Source organism: Pseudomonas sp. ATCC 43928, assembly GCF_005938665.2.
In the GTDB taxonomy this organism is placed as follows: Bacteria; Pseudomonadota; Gammaproteobacteria; order Pseudomonadales; family Pseudomonadaceae; genus Aquipseudomonas.
The window spans coordinates 2,172,028-2,184,814 of the sequence record NZ_CP041753.1 but is presented as its reverse complement, the minus strand read 5'-3'; the positions used below and the strand labels follow the sequence as shown (position 1 = coordinate 2,184,814).

Below are 12,787 nucleotides of genomic sequence, written 5' to 3'. Positions count from 1 at the left end.
CCTTAAACGTGAGGGTCGCCCGGGGCTTTGCTCGGCGCGGCGTATTGCGGCTTCAGGTGGCCGTCCTGATCAAGTAGCCAGGCATCCATGATCTGCCGCACCACAGGGCCGGCGACGCGACCACCGGCCTCGCCGTTTTCGATCATCACCGAGATGACAATCTGCGGATGTTCGGCCGGAGCAAATCCGACGAACAAGGCGTTGTCGCGGTTGCGCTCCAGGGTTTTCGCCCGGTTGTAGCGTTCACCCTGCTTGATCGCCACCACTTGCGCGGTGCCACTTTTGCCGGCGATGCGGTACTGCGCGCCCTGCGCCGCCGCTCGGGCAATCCCGCGGGCGTCGTGCATTACCATCTGCATGCCGTGATTGACCTGCTCCCAGTCACGCGGATCCTTGAGCAGGATGTTCGGCATCGGATGCTCGTCCACCGGCGCGACGCCATCCACGGTCTTGGCCAGGTGCGGCCGGTTCCATACACCTTTGTTGGCGATCAGCGCGGTGGCCTGTGCCAGCTGCAGAGGAGTGACCTGCATGTAGCCCTGGCCAATGCCGAGGATCACTGTCTCGCCGGGGAACCACGCCTGTCGCCGCGTGGCGCGCTTCCAGGCCTGAGACGGCATCAACCCGGGAGATTCTTCGAACATGTCCAGCGAGACCTTCTCGCCAAGGCCGAACATCGCCATGTAGTCGTGCAGACGATCGATGCCCAGCTTGTGGGCCAGATCGTAGAAGTAGGTGTCGTTGGAGCGCATGATCGCCGTGTCCATGTTCACCCAGCCATCACCGCTGTGATTCCAGTTACGGTACTTATGATCGAAATCCGGTAACTGGTAATAGCCCGGATCGAAGACGCGGGTCTGCGGGGTTACGACTCCGGCGTCAAGGCCGGCGATCGCCACTTCCGGCTTGATGGTCGAGCCAGGTGCGTAGAGCCCGCGCAGCACGCGGTTGAACAGCGGCCGGTCGATGGAGTCGTGCAGTGCCGCGTATTCCTTGAAGCTGATGCCCGTCACAAACAAGTTCGGGTCGAAGCTTGGCTTGCTGACCATGGCCAATACTTCGCCGGTCGACGGATCGAGAGCGACCACCGAGCCACGCCGATCGCCCAATGCCTCCTCGGCGGCTTCCTGAAGTTTGACGTCGAGGCTCAGGACGATGTTTTTGCCGGGGATCGGGTCGGTGTGCTTGAGCACTCGCAGCACGCGGCCCTGGGCATTGGTTTCGACTTCTTCGTAACCCACATGGCCGTGCAATTCTGATTCGTAGAATTTCTCGATACCGGTTTTGCCAATGGATTGGGTGCCACGGTATTCCACCGTGTCCAGGGCTTTGGATTCTTTTTCGTTAATGCGACCGACGTAGCCGATCGAATGCGCAAAGTGCGCGCCCATGGGGTAGTGGCGAACGAACTGCGGCTCTACATCGATTCCAGGCAGACGGAACTCGTTGACCGCGAGTACGGCGATCTGTTCTTCGCTGAGCTCATAGAACAGCGTGACCGGGACGAAGGGGTGCCTGGCCTGCTTCATCGCCTTGTCGAACAGTGTACGGTCCTCGGCCGGCAGGTGCAGGAGGTTGACCACTTCATCCAGCTCGCGTTTGACATCGGAAGCGCGTTCGCGGGTGATGGTCAGGTTAAAGCTGGGTCGGTTGTCTGCCAGGACCACACCATTGCGGTCGTAGATCAGCCCACGAGTTGGAGTGATCGGCAGGACATGGACGCGGTTGTTTTCGGAGATTGTCGAGTGATAGTCGAACTCGACAACCTGCAGGACGTACATGCGCACCACCAGCGCGCAAGTAATGGCGGCGACGAACAAGGCGCAGGCCATCAGTCTTTTGTTGACCAGGAGCGTCTCTTTCTCGTGGTCCTTGATTGGTATCGGTTCGGGCATTTCTGCAGCAACTCTTTGACTATAAACGGGAGTACCGATCCGTAGGCTTGCAGTCAGTCCGTTGAAACGAGCTGCACCATACCAAAAACGGCGTGGTTTTTAGCGCGCTCTGCCGAAGTTTCACGAACGATGCGACCATTACCAGGGATGGCCATCCGCTAGCCCTCTGTTGCCAAAGCACTTTCCTACGGGCAAAACAAAACCCCTACCTGCATACGCAGATAGGGGTTTCGGAATTTAATCTTGACGATGACCTACTCTCACATGGGGAAACCCCACACTACCATCGGCGATGCATCGTTTCACTTCTGAGTTCGGGATGGGATCAGGTGGTTCCAATGCTCTATGGTCGTCAAGAAATTCGGGTACCGAACCGTCTTTCGACGCTTCAGCAAATTGGGTATGCGATAGTTTGTACGGTTTTTGTGAATGCTTGCGAACTTTCGGTTCATTGCGTCTTCACACACCGCAATCTGGTGTCCTTTCGGATCAGCAAATTGCTTGGGTGTTATATGGTCAAGCCTCACGGGCAATTAGTATTGGTTAGCTCAACGCCTCACAGCGCTTACACACCCAACCTATCAACGTCGTAGTCTTCGACGGCCCTTCAGGGGACTCAAGGTCCCAGTGAGATCTCATCTTGAGGCTAGTTTCCCGCTTAGATGCTTTCAGCGGTTATCTATTCCGAACATAGCTACCCGGCAATGCCACTGGCGTGACAACCGGAACACCAGAGGTTCGTCCACTCCGGTCCTCTCGTACTAGGAGCAGCCCCTCTCAAATCTCAAACGTCCACGGCAGATAGGGACCGAACTGTCTCACGACGTTCTAAACCCAGCTCGCGTACCACTTTAAATGGCGAACAGCCATACCCTTGGGACCGGCTTCAGCCCCAGGATGTGATGAGCCGACATCGAGGTGCCAAACACCGCCGTCGATATGAACTCTTGGGCGGTATCAGCCTGTTATCCCCGGAGTACCTTTTATCCGTTGAGCGATGGCCCTTCCATACAGAACCACCGGATCACTAAGACCTACTTTCGTACCTGCTCGACGTGTCTGTCTCGCAGTCAAGCGCGCTTTTGCCTTTATACTCTACGACCGATTTCCGACCGGTCTGAGCGCACCTTCGTACTCCTCCGTTACTCTTTAGGAGGAGACCGCCCCAGTCAAACTACCCACCATACACTGTCCTCGATCCGGATAACGGACCTGAGTTAGAACCTCAAAGTTGCCAGGGTGGTATTTCAAGGATGGCTCCACGCGAACTGGCGTCCACGCTTCAAAGCCTCCCACCTATCCTACACAAGCAAATTCAAAGTCCAGTGCAAAGCTATAGTAAAGGTTCACGGGGTCTTTCCGTCTAGCCGCGGATACACTGCATCTTCACAGCGATTTCAATTTCACTGAGTCTCGGGTGGAGACAGCGCCGCCATCGTTACGCCATTCGTGCAGGTCGGAACTTACCCGACAAGGAATTTCGCTACCTTAGGACCGTTATAGTTACGGCCGCCGTTTACCGGGGCTTCGATCAAGAGCTTCGCGTTAGCTAACCCCATCAATTAACCTTCCGGCACCGGGCAGGCGTCACACCCTATACGTCCACTTTCGTGTTTGCAGAGTGCTGTGTTTTTAATAAACAGTCGCAGCGGCCTGGTATCTTCGACCGGCGTGGGCTTACGCAGCAAGTGCTTCACCCTCACCGGCGCACCTTCTCCCGAAGTTACGGTGCCATTTTGCCTAGTTCCTTCACCCGAGTTCTCTCAAGCGCCTTGGTATTCTCTACCCAACCACCTGTGTCGGTTTGGGGTACGGTTCCTGGTTACCTGAAGCTTAGAAGCTTTTCTTGGAAGCATGGCATCAACCACTTCGTGTTCTAAAAGAACACTCGTCATCAGCTCTCGGCCTTAGAATCCCGGATTTACCTAAGATTCCAGCCTACCACCTTAAACTTGGACAACCAACGCCAAGCTGGCCTAGCCTTCTCCGTCCCTCCATCGCAATAACCAGAAGTACAGGAATATTAACCTGTTTTCCATCGACTACGCTTTTCAGCCTCGCCTTAGGGACCGACTAACCCTGCGTCGATTAACGTTGCGCAGGAAACCTTGGTCTTTCGGCGTGGGTGTTTTTCACACCCATTGTCGTTACTCATGTCAGCATTCGCACTTCTGATACCTCCAGCAAGCTTCTCAACTCACCTTCACAGGCTTACAGAACGCTCCTCTACCGCATCACCTAAGTGATACCCGTAGCTTCGGTGTATGGTTTGAGCCCCGTTACATCTTCCGCGCAGGCCGACTCGACTAGTGAGCTATTACGCTTTCTTTAAAGGGTGGCTGCTTCTAAGCCAACCTCCTAGCTGTCTAAGCCTTCCCACATCGTTTCCCACTTAACCATAACTTTGGGACCTTAGCTGACGGTCTGGGTTGTTTCCCTTTTCACGACGGACGTTAGCACCCGCCGTGTGTCTCCCATGCTCGGCACTTGTAGGTATTCGGAGTTTGCATCGGTTTGGTAAGTCGGGATGACCCCCTAGCCGAAACAGTGCTCTACCCCCTACAGTGATACATGAGGCGCTACCTAAATAGCTTTCGAGGAGAACCAGCTATCTCCGAGCTTGATTAGCCTTTCACTCCGATCCACAGGTCATCCGCTAACTTTTCAACGGTAGTCGGTTCGGTCCTCCAGTCAGTGTTACCTAACCTTCAACCTGCCCATGGATAGATCGCCCGGTTTCGGGTCTATTCCCAGCGACTAGACGCCCTATTAAGACTCGCTTTCGCTACGCCTCCCCTATTCGGTTAAGCTCGCCACTGAAAATAAGTCGCTGACCCATTATACAAAAGGTACGCAGTCACCCAACAAAGTGGGCTCCCACTGCTTGTACGCATACGGTTTCAGGATCTATTTCACTCCCCTCTCCGGGGTTCTTTTCGCCTTTCCCTCACGGTACTAGTTCACTATCGGTCAGTCAGTAGTATTTAGCCTTGGAGGATGGTCCCCCCATATTCAGACAAAGTTTCTCGTGCTCCGTCCTACTCGATTTCATTGACAAGAGATTTTCGCGTACAGGGCTATCACCCACTATGGCCGCACTTTCCAGAGCGTTCCGCTAATCTCAAATCAACTTAAGGGCTAGTCCCCGTTCGCTCGCCACTACTAAGGGAATCTCGGTTGATTTCTTTTCCTCAGGGTACTTAGATGTTTCAGTTCCCCTGGTTCGCCTCTTGCACCTATGTATTCAGTACAAGATAACCATCTTATGATGGCTGGGTTCCCCCATTCAGACATCTCCGGATCAAAGTCTGTTTGCCGACTCCCCGAAGCTTTTCGCAGGCTACCACGTCTTTCATCGCCTCTGACTGCCAAGGCATCCACCGTATGCGCTTCTTCACTTGACCATATAACCCCAAGCAATCTGGTTATACTGTGAAGACGACATTCGCCGAAAATTCGCATGCTCAATTAAGAGCAACTCACAAATTTTACCTTAGCCTGATCCGTTACCAGTGAAAGTAACGTTCAGTCTATCTTTCTATCACATACCCAAATTTTTAAAGAACGATCTAGCCAAAGACTAGAAATCAACATTCACCATCATCACGATGGAATGCTCATTTCTAAGCTTTCAACAACAGAAGCAGTAGTGGTGGAGCCAAACGGGATCGAACCGTTGACCTCCTGCGTGCAAGGCAGGCGCTCTCCCAGCTGAGCTATGGCCCCGTATTTCTACAGGTGTTCCCACACAAAATTGGTGGGTCTGGGCAGATTCGAACTGCCGACCTCACCCTTATCAGGGGTGCGCTCTAACCAACTGAGCTACAGACCCAATTTCGAGCTACTAAGGCCGACCTCACCCTGCTCTTTACCACACAGCATGGGGTGCGCTCTAACCAACACAGCTACAACCTGATACAGGCTGCTTCATATCGTCTTCTTCAATGAATCAAGCAATTCGTGTGGGAACTTATGGAGCAGCTGATGTCGTCGATTAAGGAGGTGATCCAGCCGCAGGTTCCCCTACGGCTACCTTGTTACGACTTCACCCCAGTCATGAATCACACCGTGGTAACCGTCCCCCCGAAGGTTAGACTAGCTACTTCTGGTGCAACCCACTCCCATGGTGTGACGGGCGGTGTGTACAAGGCCCGGGAACGTATTCACCGCGACATTCTGATTCGCGATTACTAGCGATTCCGACTTCACGCAGTCGAGTTGCAGACTGCGATCCGGACTACGATCGGTTTTATGGGATTAGCTCCACCTCGCGGCTTGGCAACCCTCTGTACCGACCATTGTAGCACGTGTGTAGCCCAGGCCGTAAGGGCCATGATGACTTGACGTCATCCCCACCTTCCTCCGGTTTGTCACCGGCAGTCTCCTTAGAGTGCCCACCATAACGTGCTGGTAACTAAGGACAAGGGTTGCGCTCGTTACGGGACTTAACCCAACATCTCACGACACGAGCTGACGACAGCCATGCAGCACCTGTCTCAATGTTCCCGAAGGCACCAATCCATCTCTGGAAAGTTCATTGGATGTCAAGGCCTGGTAAGGTTCTTCGCGTTGCTTCGAATTAAACCACATGCTCCACCGCTTGTGCGGGCCCCCGTCAATTCATTTGAGTTTTAACCTTGCGGCCGTACTCCCCAGGCGGTCAACTTAATGCGTTAGCTGCGCCACTAAGAGCTCAAGGCTCCCAACGGCTAGTTGACATCGTTTACGGCGTGGACTACCAGGGTATCTAATCCTGTTTGCTCCCCACGCTTTCGCACCTCAGTGTCAGTATCAGTCCAGGTGGTCGCCTTCGCCACTGGTGTTCCTTCCTATATCTACGCATTTCACCGCTACACAGGAAATTCCACCACCCTCTACCATACTCTAGCTCGACAGTTTTGAATGCAGTTCCCAGGTTGAGCCCGGGGATTTCACATCCAACTTAACGAACCACCTACGCGCGCTTTACGCCCAGTAATTCCGATTAACGCTTGCACCCTCTGTATTACCGCGGCTGCTGGCACAGAGTTAGCCGGTGCTTATTCTGTCGGTAACGTCAAAACAATTACGTATTAGGTAACTGCCCTTCCTCCCAACTTAAAGTGCTTTACAATCCGAAGACCTTCTTCACACACGCGGCATGGCTGGATCAGGCTTTCGCCCATTGTCCAATATTCCCCACTGCTGCCTCCCGTAGGAGTCTGGACCGTGTCTCAGTTCCAGTGTGACTGATCATCCTCTCAGACCAGTTACGGATCGTCGCCTTGGTGAGCCATTACCTCACCAACTAGCTAATCCGACCTAGGCTCATCTGATAGCGCAAGGCCCGAAGGTCCCCTGCTTTCTCCCGTAGGACGTATGCGGTATTAGCGTTCGTTTCCGAACGTTATCCCCCACTACCAGGCAGATTCCTAGGCATTACTCACCCGTCCGCCGCTCGCCACCAGGTACAAGTACCCGTGCTGCCGCTCGACTTGCATGTGTTAGGCCTGCCGCCAGCGTTCAATCTGAGCCATGATCAAACTCTTCAGTTCAAACATCTTTGGGTTTTTAAGAAACCCTAAACTTGGCTCAGCAATCGTTGGTTACATCTTTGATTTCTCGCGGAGTAACTTGTGATGCTGATAATCTTGTTGACTATCAGTCTGACTCCACAAGCACCCACACGAATTGCTTGATTCAGTTGTTAAAGAGCGGTTGGTTAAGAGCTTTCGTCTCAACCGAGGCGCGCATTCTACAGCAGCCCCTGTTGCTGTCAAGCGGTTATTTTCAGAAGCTTTCAAAGTTTCCTTTGCAACTTCAACCACTTGCGCTTCCGATCTCTCGTTAGCGGGAGGCGAATTCTACAGCGTTAGTCGCTGCTGTCAACACCTCTTTTTCTCCGCTTTCGACCGAGAAGATCGAACCGTCAATAAGGCGACAACATCATGCCCTACCAACTCCTTCTGGCTTCGATGAACTGAAGCGTAACCGCTGTCGAAAACTGCGTAACTCGTTGTTTACTAAGAAGTTTTCCGTTTCGACTGCGCCGGAAGTGGGGCGAATTATAGACTTCCAGAATCTGCCGTCAACCCCTGATTACGCTTTTCTATCAGGATGTTCAAAATCCCTGCTTATATATAGACGCAACCGCAACGAATGCGCAGTATATTGCCCAACACATTACACACTACTCTCGTTTCTCACCTCGGACGATGCCACGCAATGAATGACCACCCCCGCAGCCTTGCCTCGACCCTGTTCTCGGTAGGCCTGCTCTTGATAGCCATGGCATCGATCCAGTCCGGAGCCTCCCTGGCCAAAAGCATGTTCCCGGTTATCGGCGCTCAAGGGACCACCACCCTGCGGCTGATCTTCGCCAGCGTGATCATGCTTCTGCTATTGCGCCCATGGCGAGCGAAGCTCACCGCAAAATCCCTGCGCACGGTAATTGTCTATGGGATGGCGCTGGGCGGCATGAACTTCCTCTTCTATATGTCCTTGAACACTGTCCCTCTGGGTATCGCGGTAGCCCTGGAGTTCACCGGCCCATTAGCGGTCGCTATTTATGCCTCACGTCGGGCGATCGACTTTCTGTGGATCGCTCTGGCAGCAGTGGGTTTACTGCTGTTGATTCCAACTGGCGCCACGAGTGCAGGTATTGATCTGGTTGGCGCAGGTTATGCCCTTGGCGCCGGTGTCTGCTGGGCGTTGTACATTCTGTTCGGCCAGAAGGCCGGTGCCGACAATGGCGTGCAGACCGCCGCATTGGGCGTGATGATTGCTGCACTGTTCGTAGCCCCCATCGGTATCGTCCATGCTGGTGCTGCGCTGCTGACACCCTCGCTGATTCCCGTGGCCATCGGGGTCGCGATTCTGTCCACTGCCCTGCCCTACACCCTGGAGATGGTCGCCCTCACACGGCTGCCGGCCCGGACCTTCGGCACATTGATGAGTATCGAGCCCGTGTTCGGTGCACTGTCCGGCCTGTTGTTCCTCCATGAATACCTTTCCCTGTCTCAGTGGATGGCAATCCTGTGCATCATTCTGGCGTCCGTCGGCGCAACCATGACCATGGGGAGCACCGCCAAGCCCGCAGTAGCGGCGGATTGATACGAGATTTGACGAGGGTCTAGTATTTACCGCTCATTTAGGCCATGTTTAGGCCACGTAACTCAGTGTCAGACATGGATTTTTTCAGATAGGGATATCAGAACGCTTCAAGCAAAAGCGAATGCAGGCAGACCCGGGCACAAAGATCCGGGGCCTCAATAAGGACAGCAATGAAACGAATTTTGATACTGATCGCCGTGCTTGCAGTTGCGGGCTGCGCGGCGACCTCGAAAACCCAGATCAAACACGGCAAGAAAGGGCTGCATATCAACTGTTCCGGGCTGTCGTCCTCCTGGGACCAGTGCTACACCAGCGCTGCCAACTCGTGCGCGCCCAAGGGTTACAAGGTGATTGCCAAGTCTGGGGATGCGGTCGAAGAGCCCGGAGATTATCCGTTTGGCCTTAACCCGGCCGGCTATACCAGCCGCAGCATGATCGTCATCTGCAAGTAATCCTCCAACCCTATTGGGCTTGCGTAGCCCGATAGGCGCCTCGCCCGGGATGCTGCTAACGTTCGTCAGTCACTGACCGTTCAGCAAAGGGCGACATCCATGACCACCGCTATCAGTAGCAAGAAAATCGTATTGGTCGTCGGCGCAGGCGATGCCACCGGCGGCGCCATCGCCAAGCGTTTTGCCCGGGAAGGCTACGTCGCCTGCGTCACACGTCGCAGCGCAGACAAACTTCAGCCACTGGTAGATGCCATCACGATCAGCGGCGGCGAGGCTCATGGTTTTGCCTGCGATGCGCGCAAAGAAGAGGACGTGATTGCGCTCGTCGAGCAGATCGAAACCGCGATCGGCCCCATCGAAGCGTTCGTCTTCAATATCGGCGCCAATGTGCCCTGCAGTATTCTCGAAGAAACCGCCCGCAAGTATTTCAAGATCTGGGAAATGGCCTGTTTCTCAGGGTTTCTCAATGCTCGCGAAGTGGCCAAACGCATGGTCACCCGCCAACGGGGCACGATCCTGTTCACCGGGGCCACCGCCGGTTTGCGCGGTGCCGCAGGTTTTGCTGCCTTCGCCGGCGCCAAGCACGGGATTCGCGCCCTGGCCCAAAGCATGGCCCGCGAACTGGGGCCGATGAACATCCACGTCGCCCATGTGGTGGTCGATGGTGCCATCGACACCGACTTTATCCGCGACAGATTTCCGGAAAAATACGCGACCAAGGATCAGGACGGCATCCTCAATCCCGAGCACATCGCCGAAAACTATTGGTACTTACACAGCCAGCCACGGGACGCCTGGACGTTCGAGCTGGATCTGCGCCCCTGGAGCGAACGCTGGTAAGCCTTCCCCTACGACAAAAAGAAGAGCACATCGACATGAGTAAAACCGTGGAGTTCTTTTTCGACCTCGGCAGCCCCGCCACCTACCTGGCCTACACCCAACTGCCGAAAATCTGCGCGCAGACCGATAGTCAGCTGATCTACAAACCGATGCTGCTGGGCGGCGTCTTCAAAGCCACCGGCAACGCCTCCCCGGTGACCATTCCGGCCAAGGGTCGCTACATGTTTCAGGACCTGGACCGCTATGCCAAGCGTTACGGTGTACCACTGAAGTTCAACCCGCACTTCCCCATCAATACCCTGATGTTGATGCGCGCGGTCACGGGTATGCAATTACGTCATCCCGAACGCTTTCAGGCGTTTATCGATTGCCTGTTTCACGCCCTGTGGGTGGAAGGGTGCAGCCTCGATGATCCCGCGACCGTTGCCGCCGTGCTGACGCAAAACGGTTTCGACCCGAACGAGGTGCTGTCGCTAGCCGCCGATGAGAACGTCAAAGCCGCCCTCAAGAAAAACACCGAGGAAGCAGTACAACGCGGTGTATTCGGCGCACCGAGCATGTTTGTCGGGAATCAGCTGTTCTTTGGCCAGGATCGGCTGGACTTCGTCCTTGAAGCCCTGCGGGCACAATAGCCAGGCTTGAGTTCAGGCGCTGTTTCCAGCAACTGAACTCAAGCCGATCAAATAGCCGCGGTCCGGGTGTTCAACCACTCAAGGGCCGCGCCATCGAGCAACGGGCTCAGGCGCTCGCGCACTTCGGCATGGTAGCCGTTGAACCACTGCATTTCGTCTTCGGTCAGCAGCGACGGTTCCAGGCAACGGGTGTCGATCGGGCACAGGGTCAGGGTTTCGAACTTCAGGAATTCACCGAACTCGCTCTTGCCCGCCTCGCGGTTCAACACCAGGTTCTCGATCCGCACGCCCCAGCGGCCCGGACGGTAGGTGCCCGGTTCGATGGAAGTGATCATCCCTGGCTGCATTGCAGTTTGCGGCGCGGCTGCCGCCTGATAGGCGATCACTTGCGGGCCTTCGTGAACGTTGAGGAAGTAGCCGACGCCGTGACCGGTGCCATGACCGTAGTCGACACTTTCGGCCCAGATCGGTGCGCGGGCAATGGCGTCCAGCAACGGCGACAGAATGCCCCGCGGGAACTGCGCGCGGGAGAGTGCAATCACGCCTTTGAGTACGCGGGTGCAATCGCGCTTCTGCTCGTCAGTCGGCGTCCCCACCGGCACCATCCGCGTAATGTCGGTAGTGCCGCCCAAGTATTGGCCGCCGGAGTCGATCAGCAACAGGCCGTCACCCTCGATGACCGCGTGCTCTTCTTCGGTGGCGTGGTAATGCGGCATCGCACCGTTGGCATTAAACGCAGCAATGGTGTTGAAGCTCAGTGACACATAATCCGGACGCCGGGTGCGGGCCGCGGTCAGGTGTTCGTCGATGGTCAGCTCGGTGATGCGCTCACGCCCCCATGCCGCCTCCAGCCAGGCGAAGAATTCGCACAGCGCCGCGCCATCCTGCTCCATGGCCCGACGGATGTGCTCAGCATCGGCCAGGCTTTTTTGTGACTTGGCCAAGGTGGTCGGGTTCAAGCCTTCGACCAGTTTCACATCACTGTTCAAGTTATCCAGCAGACCTGCCGTGACCCGCGCCGGATCGACTTGCAGGCTCGCGCCGCTTGGTATGGCGCGCAAGGCGGCGGCCACTTCGCTGTAATCGCGCAGGGTCACGCCGTCCTGTTCAAGGATGGCACGCAGCTCGGCGCTGACTTTACTCAGGGCGACGAACAAGGTGGCCTGTTGCTGGCTAATGAGCGCGAAGGACACAAACACCGGGTTGAACGACACATCGCCGCCGCGCAAGTTGAACAGCCAGGCGATGTCATCGAGGGTGGCGATGAAATGCCAGTCGGCACCGCGCTCTTTCAACACGTCACGCAGCTGGGCGAGCTTTTCGCCACGGCTGACGGTCGCCTGAGGCGGTAAGTGCTGATAAATCGGCTCGTTCGGCAAGCTCGGGCGATCACTCCAGACTTCGCTCAGCAAATCGATGTCAGTGCGCAGACGTGCGCCGCGTTCTTGGAGTTTGCAGCTCAGGGTACGCGCCGACGCCACGGCCATCACCGCGCCATCGACTGCGACGACACCGCCTTCAGGCGTTTGCTCGGCCAGCCAATCAAGCGGGCCGGGTTGACCCGGTTGCAGCTTGACCAGCTCGATACCGCTACCCTTGAGTTCCTTGCTCGCTTGTTCCCAATAGCGGCTGTCGGCCCAGACGCCGGCGAAATCCGGTGTGACGATCAGCGTGCCGACCGAGCCATGGAAACCCGACAGCCACTGCCGCCCCTGCCAATAGCCCGGCAGGTATTCCGACAGGTGCGGGTCGGCCGACGGCACCAACAGAGCATGAATGCCCTCCCGGCTCATCAGCTCGCGGGTTTGCGCCAGGCGCCGGGGTACCAATCCATTGATCGAAGGCTGCGTACTCATCGTGTCTCCTGCTAACCACT

Annotated in this window: 6 protein-coding genes, 2 tRNA genes and 3 rRNA genes; 4 read left to right on the top strand and 7 right to left on the bottom strand. The window is 55.8% G+C overall.

Going from position 1 to position 12,787, the window contains the following annotated elements; translation table 11 throughout:
• Positions 1 to 2 precede the first annotated feature (2 nt).
• The 6 genes from mrdA to FFH90_RS09880 form a co-directional block, all read right to left on the bottom strand.
• Complete coding sequence (mrdA, locus tag FFH90_RS09905; RefSeq protein ID WP_019582845.1) at positions 3 to 1,895, bottom strand: penicillin-binding protein 2; 1,893 nt, start codon at positions 1,893 to 1,895, stop codon at positions 3 to 5.
• Positions 1,896 to 2,136: 241 nt separating this feature from the next.
• Positions 2,137 to 2,252 (bottom strand): 5S ribosomal RNA (gene rrf, locus FFH90_RS09900).
• Positions 2,253 to 2,407: 155 nt separating this feature from the next.
• A 23S ribosomal RNA gene (locus tag FFH90_RS09895) occupies positions 2,408 to 5,299 on the bottom strand.
• 246 nt (positions 5,300 to 5,545) lie between these two features.
• Positions 5,546 to 5,621 (bottom strand) — tRNA-Ala (locus tag FFH90_RS09890).
• Positions 5,622 to 5,650: 29 nt separating this feature from the next.
• Positions 5,651 to 5,727, bottom strand: a tRNA-Ile gene (locus tag FFH90_RS09885).
• A 163-nt stretch (positions 5,728 to 5,890) separates the two neighbouring features.
• Positions 5,891 to 7,429 (bottom strand): 16S ribosomal RNA (locus FFH90_RS09880).
• The 16S, 23S and 5S rRNA genes sit together here with 2 tRNA genes alongside, the layout of an rRNA operon.
• Before the next feature lie 670 nt (positions 7,430 to 8,099).
• Here FFH90_RS09880 and rhtA point away from each other — a divergent pair.
• From rhtA to FFH90_RS09860, 4 genes are all read left to right on the top strand, one after another.
• Positions 8,100 to 8,987, top strand: a complete 888-nt coding sequence (gene rhtA / locus FFH90_RS09875) for a threonine/homoserine exporter RhtA (protein ID WP_111454968.1) — start codon at positions 8,100 to 8,102, stop codon at positions 8,985 to 8,987.
• 170 nt (positions 8,988 to 9,157) lie between these two features.
• Entirely contained in the window at positions 9,158 to 9,439 is a 282-nt protein-coding gene (locus tag FFH90_RS09870) for a hypothetical protein (RefSeq protein ID WP_018929955.1), read from the top strand.
• A 99-nt stretch (positions 9,440 to 9,538) separates the two neighbouring features.
• Positions 9,539 to 10,279 carry an SDR family oxidoreductase gene (locus FFH90_RS09865; protein ID WP_138867068.1) on the top strand — a complete coding sequence of 247 codons (741 nt, stop codon included), beginning with the start codon at positions 9,539 to 9,541 and terminating at the stop codon, positions 10,277 to 10,279.
• Between the two features lie 35 nt (positions 10,280 to 10,314).
• The gene (locus FFH90_RS09860; RefSeq protein ID WP_111454969.1) at positions 10,315 to 10,911 is read left to right on the top strand and encodes a 2-hydroxychromene-2-carboxylate isomerase; all 597 of its coding nucleotides are present in this window, start codon (positions 10,315 to 10,317) and stop codon (positions 10,909 to 10,911) included.
• 47 nt (positions 10,912 to 10,958) lie between these two features.
• On the opposite strand, the gene FFH90_RS09855 is transcribed toward FFH90_RS09860, so the two are convergent.
• Positions 10,959 to 12,767, bottom strand: coding sequence for an aminopeptidase P family protein (locus FFH90_RS09855; protein ID WP_138867067.1), 1,809 nt, complete (start codon positions 12,765 to 12,767; stop codon positions 10,959 to 10,961).
• Positions 12,768 to 12,787 lie beyond the last annotated feature (20 nt).

What these genes read in the sequence shown, in the direction of transcription:
- mrdA (WP_019582845.1), bottom strand. Translation starts at nt 1,895, where the DNA reads ATGCCCGAACCGATACCAATCAAGGACCACGAGAAAGAGACGCTCCTG.
- rhtA (WP_111454968.1), top strand. Translation starts at nt 8,100, where the DNA reads ATGAATGACCACCCCCGCAGCCTTGCCTCGACCCTGTTCTCGGTAGGC.
- FFH90_RS09870 (WP_018929955.1), top strand. Translation starts at nt 9,158, where the DNA reads ATGAAACGAATTTTGATACTGATCGCCGTGCTTGCAGTTGCGGGCTGC.
- FFH90_RS09865 (WP_138867068.1), top strand. Translation starts at nt 9,539, where the DNA reads ATGACCACCGCTATCAGTAGCAAGAAAATCGTATTGGTCGTCGGCGCA.
- FFH90_RS09860 (WP_111454969.1), top strand. Translation starts at nt 10,315, where the DNA reads ATGAGTAAAACCGTGGAGTTCTTTTTCGACCTCGGCAGCCCCGCCACC.
- FFH90_RS09855 (WP_138867067.1), bottom strand. Translation starts at nt 12,767, where the DNA reads ATGAGTACGCAGCCTTCGATCAATGGATTGGTACCCCGGCGCCTGGCG.